Origin of the sequence: Actinomadura latina NBRC 106108 (assembly GCF_001552195.1) — a bacterium.
Taxonomy (GTDB): Bacteria; Actinomycetota; Actinomycetes; order Streptosporangiales; family Streptosporangiaceae; genus Spirillospora; species Spirillospora latina.
Window position 1 is genome coordinate 63,314 of record NZ_BCQS01000028.1, and the last position, 13,315, is coordinate 76,628.

Genomic DNA, 13,315 nt, shown 5'->3' on the forward strand with positions numbered 1-13,315 from the left:
ACGGACGACAAATCACTTTCCATGATATTGCCTGCTCGTGCGACTGTTCGACCCGGCAGAGTGTCACCGCACACGTCCCGCCGCTTACGGAGTGACCGCACACGGCCCGTCCGGGGAGGCGGTCAAGGCGTGTAGGGCTTGCCGTCGTTGACGAGCAGCACCCAGACCTGGCCCGGCGCGAACGTCATCGGCTTGCCGTCGGCGGTGGTGAAAGTCGTCCCCTTGCCCTCGGACGGCCGCGACCACTTGGCCTTGTAGGACTTGCCGTCCCGCAGGACGACGGCTCGCCCGGTCCCGGTGGTGTGGATCAGCGGCGTGTAGCTGCCGAGGAAGTCGTGGAACTTCGACCGGGTGGTCTTGGCGTACTGGACGACGACGGTCCTGCCGCCCAGCCGCCCGCCCTCGGCGGCGCGGTCGGGGCGCCCGCCCCAGCTGGCCAGCCACCGCTTCTCCTTGGCCGACCAGGTGAAGCCCATGGTCGCGGCGGGCCAGCGGGCGGTGAACGACTTGGCGGGCTTGCCGCCCTCGGGGGCGTCCCCGAACCGGAATCCGATGTCGCGCGGCTTCGCGGCCTTCGGCGCCCGCTTGAGCAGGTCCTTCGGGGTCGCGTACAGGTTGTAGGGGATGCGCTTGGCGCTGGACCGGAAGTAGGCGCCGCCCGCCTTCTCCTGGGAGAGGTCGTACACCGGCGCCTTGCGGACGTACTTCTTCATCTTGCTCTGGACGCCGGAGAACGCGAACGCGGGCCGGCCGAACTGGGGCAGGATGTGCAGGTCGGAGATGCGGGCGCTGCGGACGGGCCCGACCTTCCCCGGCAGCTTGGACGAGTAGACCGCCATCAGCCGCGTCTCGCCGCCCTCGACCTGCTCGACGTAGACGATGTCGGCGGCCTTCACCCCGCTCTGCGGCAGCGCCGGCGCGGTGTTCTCGATCTTGACGGCCAGGACCGGGTTGTCCAGCCCCTTCGTGCCGCCGTTGAACGGGTGCGTCGCCGGCTCGGGCGTCCCGCTCGGCGCCGGCGCGCCCGTGCTGCTCGGCGGCGGCGCGCTCGTCCGGCCGCCGCCGTCCGAGCAGGCCGCCAGGGCGGCGGCACCGAGGACGAGGGCGCCGAGCCCCGCGGCCGCGCGGCCCCGGACGGCGGTGTCCCATGCGGATCGCACGATGTACCCCTCCCTTGGACGGTCTGCCAGAGAGTAGCGAACGTGATCGGATGTGCTCGCCCGTCCAGCGGTACGGCCCCGGACCCCGGCTGTGGTCAACCACGCCCGGTCAGATCCGGGGCGGGTCGTCATCGATCTCGAAGAAGTCCGGCAGCGGGGCGCGCCCGGCGAGCGGCAGGACGCGGATGAGCAGCTTGCGGCGCGCGATGCGGGCCTGGGAGACGGCGTCGTTGTAGAAGTTGCGGGCGTAGGCGACCTTCGCGGCGGCGGAGGACAGCTCGTCCAGGACCTCCGCGCCGTCGCCCGCGCCGCGCGCGGTGATGGTGCCGACGAACTCGGGCTGGTCGACGACCGCGCGCAGCGCCCGGGACAGGTCGCTCTCGGCGAACTCGCGGCGCTCGGCGTCGGCGGTGCGCGCCTCGTGCGCGGCGGTCGCCAGCACCAGGCTGGTGGCCGGGTCCAGCAGCCGGGACGCGGCCAGCTCCAGCGCGGCGGCGGCCCGCCGGACGAGCGCGGCGTCCAGCGCGGCGCGGGCGGTCTCGACGCGGACGTGCAGCCGGTCGAGCCGGGTGGCGCGCCACGACACGTACACGCCGCCCAGGAAGACGACGGCGATCCAGAACAGGACGTCGATGATCCAGTCGTAGGACATCCGGAGCGCTCCTACAGCCCGAGGCCGGACTCGACGACGCGGGCGCCGCCGTCCGTGACCGTCTCGTACACCCTCAGCACGTCGCGGGCGACGGCCGACCAGTCGTAGGCGCGGACGGCCGCGCGGGCCTCCGCGGACAGCTGCTTGCGCCGCGCCGGGTCGTCCAGCAGGTCCCCGGCCGCCGCCGCGAGCGCCGCGTGGTCGCCGGCCGGGAACAGCGCCCCGGCCCGGCCGCCGAGCAGCACCCGGTCGAACGCCTCGATGTCGCTGGCGAGGATCGGGGCGCCCGCCGACATCGCCTCGGCCAGCACGATGCCGAAGCTCTCGCCGCCGAGGTTCGGCGCGACGAAGACGTCCACCGAGTGGTAGGCGCGGACCTTGTCCTCCTCGCTGACCAGGCCGAGGACGACGACGCGGTCGCGCAGCCCGGGCGAGACCCGGGCGATCACGTCGTCGGCGTCGCCGGGCCCGGCGAGCAGCAGCCGCAGCCCGGGCCGGCGGCGGCCGAGGATCTCGAAGGCGCGCAGCAGCACGGGCAGGCCCTTGCGCGGCTCGTCCATCCGGCCGAGGAACCCGAGCGCCTCCCCGTCGCCGGGCGGCGCCTCGGCGCGGCCGCGCCACCCGGGCAGCGGCTCGGCCATCGCGTACCGCTCGGTCGCGACGCCGTTCGGGATGAGCACGGCGTCGCCGCCGAGGTGCTCGACGAGCGTGGTGCGGGCTGCCTCCGACACCGCGATCCGGCCGGTGATCTTCTCCAGGGCGCTCTGCAGGATCGGCGCGGTCACCGACACCACCCGCGACTTCTCGTAGGACGCGTGGAAGGTGCCGACGATGGGGCCGTCGGCCGCCCAGCAGGCCAGCAGGCCGAGGGAGGGCGCGGCGGGCTCGTGGACGTGCAGGACGTCGAAGCCGCCCTCGTGGATCCAGCGCCGGACGCGGCCGGCCGACAGGAACCCGAACGCCAGCCTGGCCACGGAGCCGTTGTAGGGGACGGGGACGGCGCGCCCGGCGGACACGGCGTAGGGCGGCAGCTCGGCGTCGTCGTCGGCCGGCGTGATCACCGACACGTCGTGGCCGAGCCCGATCAGCGCCTCGGCGAGGTCGCCGATGTGCTGCTGCACGCCGCCCGGGACGTTCCACGTGTACGGGCAGACGATTCCGATCCTCATCGGGCGGCTCTCATCCGCTGCCGCCCGCCGGGCCGTCCGCCAGGTCGTCCAGCCAGACCTTCTGCAGCATGTGCCAGTCCTCGGGGTGCGCGGCGATGCCCTCCTCGAACACGCGCGCGAGCTGCTGGGTCATGGCCTGGATCTTCTCCTGTCTGCCGCCGTCGTCCGGGACCGGGACCTCTTCGTGGACGCGGGCCGCCCAGTACTCGCCCTCGTACCAGAGTGTCACGGGGATGAGGGCGGCGCCGGTCTGCATCGCGAGCGCGGCGGAAACGGCCGGCATCCGGGCGGTGGCGCCGAAGAACTCGACGTCGACGCCGCTCTCGGTCAGGTCGCGGTCGACGACGAGGCACACCGGGCGCCCGGCGCGGAGCCGCTGCGCCATCCGCCCGTAGGCGGAGGCGCCCCGGTGCGCGAGCACCTCCATGCCGAGGCTCTCGCGGAACTCCACGAACCGGTCGAACAGCGACGCCGGCTCCAGCCGCTCGGCGACGGTGGTGAACGGGTAGCCGCAGTGCACCAGCCACGCGCCGGCGTGCTCGTAGTTGCCCATGTGCGGCAGGGCGAGGATGACGCCGCGGCCCGAGTCGAGGTTGCTGAAGATCTTCTTCTCGCCGGTGACGCGCATCCGGCCGAGGATCCGCTCCCGGTCGTACTCGGGCAGCCGGAACACCTCCAGCCAGTAGCGCAGGTAGGAGCGCAGCACCTTCTTGCTGAGGATGCGGACCTCGTCGTCGACCGCGTCCTTGCCGAGGACGCGGCACAGGTTCCGCTCCAGCTGCCGCACCCCGGAGCCGTACCGGTGCCAGGTGCGGTCGGCGATGGCGGCGAAGGCCAGCCGCGCCATGCTCTCCGGCATCTTGCGGACGACCGTCCAGCCCAGGGCGTAGACGGCGTCGGTCACCTCATCGCGGAGCGACGGCGCGTCGTCTCCGCGGCGGGGCGTCGTCATGGCCGCGGCTCCGCCGTCCTCTCCTGCGCCCGGTCGCCGCTCGCCTCGCCCGCTCCCTCCCTGGCCTGCGCGTACACGGTGGCGAACCGCTGCCCGACGGTGACGGTGCTGAGCGCGGTGAGCGCCCACAGGGCGATGGCGAGGATGTAGGGGACGCCGAGGCCGTCGAGCCCGGCGGCGACCAGCGCGACGATGAGGCGCTCCGCCCGCTCGGCGATGCCCACGTTGCAGGTGAAGCCGAGCCCCTCGGCGCGGGCCTTGGCGTACGACACCACGACGCCGGCGACCAGGCAGTACAGCGCGACGCCGGCGAGCGGCTCCTGGCCGCCCCGGTAGAGGCCGATCGTCAGCCCGGTGAAGATCGCGGCATCGGCGACCCGGTCCATGGTGGAGTCCAGGAAGGCGCCGAACCTGGAGATCTTGCCGGTGACCCGGGCGACCGCGCCGTCCAGCATGTCGAACAGCACGAACGCGGTGATGACCATCGTGCCCCAGAAGAACTCGCCGCGGGGGAAGAGGACGAGCGCGCCGGCGGCGACGCCGGCCGTGCCGATGACGGTGATGGCGTTGGGGGAGACTCCGGTCCGCGCGACCGCCTTTCCGACGGGGGTGAGGACGCGCCCCAGCGCGGGCCTGATCTTGTTGAGCATCGCCGTCCGTTCTCGTGTCGGTCCCCTGCCCGGGCACCGGGCGCGCCCATCGTAGTGCGGCCGCGGCGCGGGCGCGCTCGGCGCCGGGTTTGGGAGCTTCGCGGCCCGGACAGATCACGGTTGAACGCCATTCACCCCTTGTGGTCCCGGCCATCACGGGAAAAGGTGGTGAGCACGAGTGTGACGCCGGTCACGCACGTCAGGAGTGGTGGGCCGAGCGCCGCACTCGGACGTCAGGCCCGGGCCGCGGCGGCCCGGGCGCGCACTACGTCCGAGGAGGTAGTCGTGACTCCGCTCTCCCCGCGTGCGAGGGGAGCTTCCAACCCCAAGGTTGCGGTCCGGCTCGAACCGGTCTCGGAGAGACGCGGAGAGTTGAGGGCGAGCCACGCACCGCAACGATGATCAAAGCGATTTCTCATCGCTAGGAGGCATCATGGCGGACAAGCACAACCCGGGAGCCCCCGGCAGGGCACCGGAGGCCGGCGGGTGCGACAGGGTGCGCAATGTCGCGCTGGTCGGCCATTCCGGGGCCGGCAAGACCACGCTCGTGGAGGCGCTGCTCGCCGCGACGGGCACCGTGCAGCGGGCGGGGAAGGTCGAGGACGGCACCACGGTCAGCGACTTCGACGAGGTGGAGGTGCGCCAGCAGCGCTCGGTGAACCTCTCGCTCGCGCCGCTGATGCACGGGGACGTCAAGGTCAATCTCATCGACACGCCCGGCTACGCCGACTTCGTCGGCGACCTGCGGGCCGGGCTCCGTGCCGCCGACGCGGCGCTGTTCGTGATCTCCGCGGTGGACGGCATCGACGGCCTCACCCGGATGCTGTGGGAGGAGTGCGCGGCGGTGCAGATGCCCCGCGCGGTCGTCATCACCAAGATCGACCAGCAGCGCGGCGACTACGACGACGTCGTGCTGACCTGCCAGGACGTGTTCGGCGAGGGCGTCGCACCGCTGTACTTCCCCGCGGCCGGGGAGGACGGGCTGAAGGGCCTGGTCGGGCTGCTGTCGCAGCGCTGCCTCGACTACTCCACCGGCGGCCGCACCGAATGCGACCCCGACCCCGCGTACCTGGAGCAGATCGCCGAGCAGCGCGCGGCGCTGATCGAGGGGATCATCCAGGAGAGCGAGGACGAGACCCTCATGGACAGGTACCTGTCCGGCGAGGACATCGACGTGAAGGCGCTCATCGAGGACCTGGAGACCGCGGTGGCACGCGGCAGCTTCTATCCCGTCCTCGCCACCTCGGTGCCGCACGGTGACCACCCCGGCCCGGTCGTCGGGATGCTGGAACTGCTGGAGGTCATCACCCAGGCGTTCCCCTCGCCCCTCGAACACGGCATCCCCCCGGTGACGCCGGTGAGCGGCGGGCCGCCGAAGGAGATCTCCTGCGACCCGGCGGGCCCGCTGGTCGCCGAGGTCGTCAAGACCACGTCCGACCCGTACGTGGGGCGGATCTCGCTGGTCCGGGTGTTCTCCGGGACGCTGCGCCCCGACACCACGGTGCACGTGTCCGGGCACGGCATGGCCGACCGCGGGCACGAGGACCACGACCTCGACGAGCGGGTCGGCGCGCTGACCTCCCCGCTGGGCAAGGCGCAGCGGACCATGGCGTCCTGCGGCGCGGGCGACATCTGCGCGGTGGCGAAGCTGAGCCGCGCCGAGACGGGCGACACCCTGTCCGACCCCGGTACGCCGATGGTGATGGCGCCCTGGTCGATGCCCGACCCGCTGCTGCCCGTCGCGATCCGGGCGAGGTCCAAGGCCGACGACGACAAGCTCAGCCAGTCGCTCGGCCGGCTCGTCGCCGAGGACCCGACGCTGCGGCTGGAGAACAACGCCGAGACGCGGCAGCTGGTGCTGTGGTGCATGGGCGAGGCCCACGCCGACGTGCTCATCGACCGGCTCAAGGCCCGGTACGGCGTCGAGGTCGACCGGGTCGACCTGCGCGTCCCGCTGCGGGAGACGTTCGGCGGGACGGCCAGGGGCCTCGGCCGGCACGTCAAGCAGAGCGGCGGGCACGGCCAGTACGGCATCTGCCACATCGACGTGGAGCCGCTGCCGTCCGGCGAGGGCTTCGAGTTCGTCGACAAGATCGTCGGCGGGGTGGTGCCGCGGCAGTTCATCCCGTCGGTCGAGAAGGGCGTCCGGCAGCAGATGGAGCGCGGCGTGTCCGCCGGGTACCCGCTGGTCGACATCAAGGTCACCCTGCACGACGGCAAGGCGCACTCGGTCGACTCGTCCGACATGGCGTTCCAGGCCGCGGGGGCGCTCGCCCTCAAGGACGCGGCGAGCCAGGTGCCGGTCCTGCTGCTGGAACCGGTCGACGAGGTCGCCGTGCTGATCGCCGACGAGTACGTGGGGCCGATCATGTCCGACCTCACCTCGCGGCGCGGCCGGGTCCTCGGCTCCCAGGCGGTGCCCGGCGGCCGCACCATGATCAAGGCCGAGGTGCCGCAGCTGGAGATCGTGCGGTACGCGATCGACCTGCGGTCGATGTCGCAGGGCACCGGCACGTTCAGCCGCACGTTCCTGCGCTACGAGCCGCTCCCGACGCACCTGGCCGACAAGGTCGCCGCCGAGTCCCGGGACGGCGGGTAGCCGCACCGCGTCCCCGAAGCCCCGCCCGCGCCCGCCGGGCGGGGCTCTAGGCTTGCCGCGTGGATCTTCCCGCCCTCCGGCTGGGGCCGCGCGCGCGGCTCTGGCGATCACTCGCCGGCACCGCGGTCGTCGGCGCCCTCTTCTACACCAGCGCGTACGGGAGCAACGACGACTTCCCGCTCGGGCCGATGACGCAGTTCGCGTTCTCGGTGAAGGACGACGGCGGCACGATCAGCTCGTACTGGCTGGAGGCCGACACCGCGGCGGGCACGCATGTGGCGCTGTCGTTCGACGCCGTCGGGACGGGCATGAAGCGCGCCGAGATCGAGGGGCAGATGTCGCGCATCGTCCGTGATCCGTCGCTGCTGCAGGGGATCGCCGACGGGCAGCGCAGGCTGCATCCGGACCAGCCCAGGCTGACCAGGGTCTACGTCGTCCAGGAGATCAAGAAGCTGAAGCGGGGCAAGGTCGTGTCCACACTGCGGCAGAACCGCGTCGTCTGGGACGTGAAATGACGGCCGCGGCGACGCCGGAGGCGCCCCGTCCCGTCCGGCCGGACGAGGACGCGCCCGAGCCGGCGCGCACCGCGTGGGGCCGCTGGTGGTTCGGGCCGGTGCCGCGCGCCAGGATCGCCTGGTTGCGGATCATCGGCTACGTGTTCCTGCCGTTCGACATGCTGCTGCTCACCAGCAGCTCGCTGGCGCACGCGCGGCTGCCCGCCGACCTGTACCAGCCGGTGCTGCTCGGCCGGCTGCTGCACCTGCCCGCGCCCACGCCGGGGGCGATGTACGCGCTGCTCGTGGTGACGATCGCGGCCGGGCTCGTCGCCATGACCGGCCGCGTGCTGCCCCGCGCGAGCGGCTACCTCGCCGCGTGCGGGTACCTGTGGTGGGTCACGATCAGCATGTCGTACGGCAAGGTCGACCACGACCACCTGGCGCTCGTCGTGGCGCTGTTCGTCCTGCCGAGCGCCGGCCGCGCCGGGATCGGCGACACGCGGCGCTGCGAGGCGTCGGCATGGTCGGTCCGCTGCGTCCAGCTCGGGGTGGTCGCGGGGTACTTCCTGTCCGCGTGGGCGAAGGTGCGCATCGGCGGGTTCCCGGCGTGGCCGAACGGGTCGACCGTCCAGTGGGCGCTGAGCCGGCGCGGGACGCCGCTCGGGCGCGGCCTCATCGACTACCCGGTGATGCTGAAGGCCAGCCAGTGGATCATGTTCCTCGCGGAGGCGCTCTCCCCCGTGATGCTGTTCCTGCGCGGGCGGCCGCTGTTCGCGCTGGTGCTGTTCTTCGCCGGCTTCCACGCCGTCACCTACGCGCTGATGACGATCCACTTCCTGCCGCACGCCATCTGGCTCGCCGCGTTCCTGCCGCTGGAGCGGCTCACCGGGCTGCTCCCCGAGCGCCTGCGCGGTCCGGCGGCGCCGGAGGAGGCCGCCGCCTGAGCCGGGTCAGCCCTGGGCGCCGGGACGCCGGTCGGCGGGCAGCATGCACGCGGCGGTGCCGCCCGGCATCCGGTGCCGGTTGTCGGCGACCAGCCGGTACACGCCGTGCGCGACCCAGCTCACCGGCGGGACGCGCATGACCACGCCGGGCGCCCGCCAGAGGCCGCCGGCGGCCGTCAGCATCCGCCCGATGGCCTCGGCGCCGCCGCTGACCCGCCCGGCGCGGTCGATCCACAGCACTTCGCGGCTCGCCCGCTCCGCCGTGGTGCCGAGCGCGTCCAGATCGGCGAACTGGAACGCGACGACCGCGGCCTGGACGGGCACATGCCGTTCCAGGAACCGCACCGAGGACGTGCAGAACCCGCAGTCGCCGTCGTAGACCAGGACCGGCCTCTCCGCGGCGCTCACGAGACCGGCCACGCGTCGGCGAGCATCTGGCGGGTGTCGCGCAGCAGCTGGGGCAGCACCCGGGTGTGCCCGACGACCGGCATGAAGTTGGTGTCGCCGCCCCAGCGGGGGACGACGTGCTGGTGCAGATGCGCCGCGATGCCCGCGCCGGCGACCAGGCCGAGGTTCATGCCGACGTTGAAGCCCTGCGCCCCGCTGGCCTTGCGCAGCGCGGTGAGGGAGCGCCGGGTGAACACCGCCAGTTCGACGTACTCCGGCTCCTCCAGCTCGGTGTAGTCGGCGACGTGCCGGTAGGGGACGACCATCAGGTGCCCGGAGTTGTACGGGTAGAGATTGAGCACCGTGAACACCGACTCGCCGCGGGCCACGACGAGGCCCTCCTCGTCGGTCATCTTCGGGATGTCGCAGAACGGGCAGCCGTCGCCCGAGCCCGCACCCGTCGGCCTGCCCTCCCCCTTGATGTAGGCCATCCGGTGCGGTGTCCAGAGCCGCTGGAAGTTGTCGGGCGCGCCCGCGCCGCCTCTCTCCTCCTCGAAGCGCGGCGTGCGCGCGTTCCCGGTGCCGGCTGCGGGCGCGTCCTCGCGCCCCTGCCGCACCGCGGACTCCTCCGGCTCTGCGGTCAAGGCGGTGGTCTCCTTTGTTCACGACCTGACCAGCAGCATAGAGAGAGAAGCGGCCGGGGCTGTAGCCGGGATGCCCTCCCGGACGCACCGGCCGGAACCGCCCCCGCATGGCGTTTCCGGGACGACTCCGCCACCATGGTCGTCAACCGAACCATGGGGAGCGATCATGACCGGGCCCGACAGGCGGCAGACCGAAGGCGGCGGGCCGAGGCCCGACCCCGGCTCCATGCCGTACTTCCCCGGGATGCCCGGACGGCACGGGACGACCCCGCCGCGGGGCGCTCCGCTGCCGGCGCCGCCCGCGCAGCCGGCGGCCGGGGCCGGCGCGGTGCCGATGACGCTGCGCGGCTCCCCCGGCGACGTCACCGTGGCGGTGGAGGGCCGCATCACCATCGACGACGCGGTGCTGGAGAAGATCGCCTCGCTGGCCGCGCTGGAGGTGGCCGGGGTCACCGGCCCCGCCCCGGCGGGCACCCGCGTCGCCGTGGACCAGGACGACGACGAGGTCACGGTCGACCTCACCATCGCGGTCGAGTACGGCAGCGTGGTCAAGGACGTGGCGCAGGCCGTGCAGCAGAACGTGGCGCGCGTCACGGGCCTGATGCTCGGGATGCGGGTCGCCGCGGTCAACGTTTCCGTCGAGGACGTCCGGATGCCCGCCGCGCCGCCCCGGCCCCGTGAAGCCGCAGGTCAGACGCCGCGCGCGTAGCAGCTCTGCATGCCGCCGCCCACGGACACCGTGGTGACCCTGACGCGCTCCACCAGGCGCGGCGAGACGCCCGTGAAGTGGAAGGTGTGCGGCCTGCCGCCCTTAACACTGGCCTGCTGCGACTTGGGGCCCTGCCCCTGCAGGACGAGTTCGGTCCGGATCAGGCCGCTCGCGGAGACGGTGACGAGGACGTCCACGCCGGTCACCGTTGCGCGGTAGAACGCCGTCCCGTTCGGGCACCAGTCGGTGGAGCCGCCGCCGGTCGGCTGCGGGATCTGCGGGCCGCCGCCCTGCCCGCCGGACCCGCCGGACGGGTACGGCTGGCCGCCGCCGTTCTGCTGCGGCACCGGGTTGGTCGGGGTCGCCGGGAGCGCCCCGCCGCCGGGCGGGCCGGGCAGGCCGGACGCGGACGGGCTCGCCTGGCCCTGCGCGCCGGCCGTGCCCTTCTTCCCGTCGTCCGCCAGCGGCATGAGGAGCACGATGACGGCGGCGGCGACGAGCAGCAGGGTGCCGCCGTAGCCGGCGATCCGGCCCCAGAGCCGGGCCCGCCGGCCCCGCCGCGCGGGCCTCCTGGTCTTCATCTCCGCTGACTCCCCGTCGTGGCACGTGATCGATGAGGCTACCAACTCCGGGCGGCGCTCATCCCGCCATCGCGTCCCCGGCACGGGCACCGTGTGGGCCGTCGGCGTCAGGGACGGCGCGGACCCGCTGGTCCTCTCCACGGAGTGAGCCGATCCGGACCGGGGCCGTACCCGCGCGGGGCGGGCACGGCCCCCTCCTGTTCGGCGGCGCCTCAGATCTGCACGCGCGCCTCGACGGCCTTGACGATCTCGTCGACCGCGTCGTCGATCGGGACGGCGTTCTTCTGCTCGCCGCTGCGGTACCGGAACGACACGGCGTCCTTGGCCACGTCGTCGTCGCCCGCCAGCAGCATGTAGGGGATCTTCTGCTTCTGCGCGTTGCGGATCTTCTTCTGCATCCGGTCGGAGGAGGTGTCGACCTCGCCGCGGACGCCGCGCTCGCGCAGCCGCGCCGCGACCTTCTCCAGGTGCGGGACGTGCGCGTCGCCGATCGGGATGCCGACCGCCTGCACCGGCGACAGCCACGGCGGCATCGCGCCCGCGTAGTGCTCGACGAGCACGCCGAGGAAGCGCTCGACCGACCCGAACAGCGCGCGGTGGATCATCGCCGGGGTCTGCCGGGTGCCGTCGGCGGCCTGGTACTCCAGCCCGAACCGCTTCGGCTGGTTGAAGTCGAGCTGGATGGTGGACAGCTGCCAGGTCCGGCCGATGGCGTCCTTGGCCTGGACGGAGATCTTCGGCCCGTAGAACGCGGCGCCGCCCGGGTCGTCCACGAGGTCGAGCCCGGACTCCTCGGCCGCCTGGCGCAGCGCCGCGGTGGCCTCCGCCCAGTCGGCCTCGTCGCCGATGAACTTGTCGGAGTCGTCGCGGGTGGACAGCTCCAGGTAGAACTCCGCGAGGCCGAAGTCGCGCAGGACGCTGAGCACGAAGCCCAGCAGTGACTTGATCTCCTCGCCCATCTGCTCCTTGGTGGTGTAGATGTGCGAGTCGTCCTGGGTCATGCCGCGCACGCGGGTGAGCCCGTGCACCACGCCCGACTTCTCGTACCGGTAGACCGAGCCGAACTCGCAGAGCCGCAGCGGCAGCTCCCGGTAGGACCGCCCGCGCGCCCGGTAGATCAGGTTGTGCATCGGGCAGTTCATCGGCTTGACCCGGTACTCGACCTCGTCCACCTCGAAGGGCGGGAACATGTCCTCGCCGTAGTACGGCAGGTGGCCGGATATCTCGAACAGCGACGACTTGGTGATGTGCGGGGTGTTGACGAACTCGTAGCCGGCCTCCTGCTGCCGGCGGCGCATGTAGTCCTCCATCTCCTTGCGGATGATGCCGCCCTTGGGGTGGAAGACCGGCAGGCCGCTGCCGAGCTCGGGCGGGAAGGAGAACAGGTCGAGCTCGGCGCCGAGCCGGCGGTGGTCGCGCTTCTCGGCCTCCTCCAGGAACTTCAGGTACTCGTCCTGCTTGTCGCGGGACTCCCAGGCGGTGCCGTAGATCCGCTGGAGCTGCGGGTTCTTCTCGCTGCCGCGCCAGTAGGCGCCGCCGGAGCGCATCAGCTTGAACGCGGGGATCACGCGGGTGGACGGCAGGTGCGGGCCGCGGCACAGGTCCTTCCAGCGCAGCTCGCCGGACTTGGCGTCGAGGTTGTCGTAGATGGTCAGCTCGCCGGCGCCGACCTCGACGTTCGCGCCGTCCGCGGCGTCCTCGACGGGGCCGGAGCCCTTCAGCCCGATCAGCTCCAGCTTGTAGGGCTCGGCGGCCAGCTCGGCGCGGGCGCCGTCGTCGGAGACGGGGCGCCGGGAGAACCGCTGGCCCTGCTTGACGATCTCGCGCATCCGCTTCTCGATGCGCTTGAGGTCGTCGGGGGTGAACGGCTCGGCGACGTCGAAGTCGTAGTAGAAGCCGTTCTCCACGGGCGGGCCGATGCCGAGCCTGGCCTCGGGGAACAGCTCCTGCACGGCCTGCGCCATCACGTGCGCCGCGGAGTGGCGCATGATCGCGCGGCCGTCGTCCGAGCCGATCTCGACGGGCTCGACGGCGTCGCCGTCGCGCAGCTCGCCGGCGAGGTCGCGCAGCTCTCCGTTGACCCGGGCGGCGATCACGGTGCGGCCGTCGGCGTCCAGCGCCTCGCCCGCGGTGGTGCCCGCCGGGACCGCCCGCTCGCCGCCGTCGAGGGTGATGCGCAGTTCGGGCACGGTGGACACGGGTACTCCTCGCGATGGTGGGCTGGAATCAGCGGGTTCCGATGCTATCGACTCGGGGTCGGCCCCGGACGCATCCGGCTCCATCGTGTGCTCCTCTCATCAGGGAGGGCCCGCAGCGGTCCCCGGAAAGCGGAAAGGCCCCGGGGATCGCTCCCGGGGCCCTTCCGCATGCA

The 13,315-nt window shown here is 72.8% G+C and carries 13 protein-coding genes; 4 read left to right on the forward strand and 9 right to left on the reverse strand.

Annotation, left to right across the window (positions count from 1 at the left end):
* Window positions 1-122 precede the first annotated feature (122 nt).
* The 5 genes from AL2_RS29090 to pgsA all read right to left on the reverse strand — a co-directional run bounded on the left by AL2_RS29090 (window position 123) and on the right by pgsA (window position 4,583).
* A complete protein-coding gene (locus AL2_RS29090) occupies window positions 123-1,160 on the reverse strand; it encodes a DUF3048 domain-containing protein (protein WP_067639190.1) in 1,038 nt (345 codons plus the stop codon).
* A gap of 109 nt (window positions 1,161-1,269) precedes the next feature.
* Window positions 1,270-1,812, reverse strand: a complete 543-nt coding sequence (locus AL2_RS29095; protein ID WP_067639192.1) for a LemA family protein — start codon at window positions 1,810-1,812, stop codon at window positions 1,270-1,272.
* 11 nt (window positions 1,813-1,823) lie between these two features.
* Window positions 1,824-2,981 (reverse strand): glycosyltransferase family 4 protein, encoded by a 1,158-nt coding sequence (locus AL2_RS29100; protein WP_067639194.1) that lies wholly within the window; start codon window positions 2,979-2,981, stop codon window positions 1,824-1,826.
* Window positions 2,982-2,991: 10 nt separating this feature from the next.
* A complete protein-coding gene (locus AL2_RS29105; protein WP_067639196.1) occupies window positions 2,992-3,933 on the reverse strand; it encodes a phosphatidylinositol mannoside acyltransferase in 942 nt (313 codons plus the stop codon).
* Window positions 3,930-4,583 carry a phosphatidylinositol phosphate synthase gene (gene pgsA, locus AL2_RS29110; RefSeq protein WP_067639198.1) on the reverse strand — a complete coding sequence of 218 codons (654 nt, stop codon included), beginning with the start codon at window positions 4,581-4,583 and terminating at the stop codon, window positions 3,930-3,932. Before pgsA ends, AL2_RS29105 begins: the two co-directional genes overlap by 4 nt.
* A 433-nt stretch (window positions 4,584-5,016) precedes the next feature.
* Here pgsA and AL2_RS29115 point away from each other — a divergent pair, with 433 nt between their 5' ends.
* From AL2_RS29115 to AL2_RS29125, 3 genes are read left to right on the forward strand one after another with little or no spacing between them, the layout of a single operon-like run.
* Window positions 5,017-7,182 (forward strand): elongation factor G-like protein EF-G2, encoded by a 2,166-nt coding sequence (locus AL2_RS29115; protein WP_067639200.1) that lies wholly within the window; start codon window positions 5,017-5,019, stop codon window positions 7,180-7,182.
* A gap of 59 nt (window positions 7,183-7,241) precedes the next feature.
* Entirely contained in the window at window positions 7,242-7,697 is a 456-nt protein-coding gene (locus AL2_RS29120; protein ID WP_067639202.1) for a hypothetical protein, read from the forward strand.
* Entirely contained in the window at window positions 7,694-8,623 is a 930-nt protein-coding gene (locus tag AL2_RS29125) for a hypothetical protein (protein WP_083947013.1), read from the forward strand. The genes AL2_RS29120 and AL2_RS29125 overlap by 4 nt, the downstream gene beginning before the upstream one ends.
* 6 nt (window positions 8,624-8,629) lie before the next feature.
* Here AL2_RS29125 and AL2_RS29130 read toward each other — a convergent pair whose 3' ends face one another.
* Window positions 8,630-9,043 (reverse strand): thiol-disulfide oxidoreductase DCC family protein, encoded by a 414-nt coding sequence (locus AL2_RS29130; protein ID WP_245667019.1) that lies wholly within the window; start codon window positions 9,041-9,043, stop codon window positions 8,630-8,632.
* Window positions 9,028-9,654 carry an HIT family protein gene (locus AL2_RS29135; protein ID WP_067639204.1) on the reverse strand — a complete coding sequence of 209 codons (627 nt, stop codon included), beginning with the start codon at window positions 9,652-9,654 and terminating at the stop codon, window positions 9,028-9,030. Before AL2_RS29135 ends, AL2_RS29130 begins: the two co-directional genes overlap by 16 nt.
* Window positions 9,655-9,820: 166 nt before the next feature.
* On the opposite strand from AL2_RS29135, the gene AL2_RS29140 reads away from it, so the two are divergent.
* Window positions 9,821-10,363 carry an Asp23/Gls24 family envelope stress response protein gene (locus AL2_RS29140; protein WP_067639206.1) on the forward strand — a complete coding sequence of 181 codons (543 nt, stop codon included), beginning with the start codon at window positions 9,821-9,823 and terminating at the stop codon, window positions 10,361-10,363.
* On the opposite strand, the gene AL2_RS29145 is transcribed toward AL2_RS29140, so the two are convergent.
* Window positions 10,345-10,944, reverse strand: a complete 600-nt coding sequence (locus AL2_RS29145) for a hypothetical protein (RefSeq protein WP_067639208.1) — start codon at window positions 10,942-10,944, stop codon at window positions 10,345-10,347. The two genes, AL2_RS29140 and AL2_RS29145, sit on opposite strands and share 19 nt — an antisense overlap.
* A 212-nt stretch (window positions 10,945-11,156) precedes the next feature.
* A complete protein-coding gene (thrS, locus tag AL2_RS29150) occupies window positions 11,157-13,142 on the reverse strand; it encodes a threonine--tRNA ligase (protein WP_067639210.1) in 1,986 nt (661 codons plus the stop codon).
* Window positions 13,143-13,315: the final 173 nt, after the last annotated feature.

Excerpts from the sequence above, each read along its gene's own strand:
- AL2_RS29095 (WP_067639192.1), bottom strand. The coding sequence starts at position 1,812 with ATGTCCTACGACTGGATCATCGACGTCCTGTTCTGGATCGCCGTCGTC.
- AL2_RS29100 (WP_067639194.1), bottom strand. The coding sequence starts at position 2,981 with ATGAGGATCGGAATCGTCTGCCCGTACACGTGGAACGTCCCGGGCGGC.
- AL2_RS29105 (WP_067639196.1), bottom strand. The coding sequence starts at position 3,933 with ATGACGACGCCCCGCCGCGGAGACGACGCGCCGTCGCTCCGCGATGAG.
- pgsA (WP_067639198.1), bottom strand. The coding sequence starts at position 4,583 with ATGCTCAACAAGATCAGGCCCGCGCTGGGGCGCGTCCTCACCCCCGTC.
- AL2_RS29115 (WP_067639200.1), top strand. The coding sequence starts at position 5,017 with ATGGCGGACAAGCACAACCCGGGAGCCCCCGGCAGGGCACCGGAGGCC.
- AL2_RS29125 (WP_083947013.1), top strand. The coding sequence starts at position 7,694 with ATGACGGCCGCGGCGACGCCGGAGGCGCCCCGTCCCGTCCGGCCGGAC.
- AL2_RS29140 (WP_067639206.1), top strand. The coding sequence starts at position 9,821 with ATGACCGGGCCCGACAGGCGGCAGACCGAAGGCGGCGGGCCGAGGCCC.
- AL2_RS29145 (WP_067639208.1), bottom strand. The coding sequence starts at position 10,944 with ATGAAGACCAGGAGGCCCGCGCGGCGGGGCCGGCGGGCCCGGCTCTGG.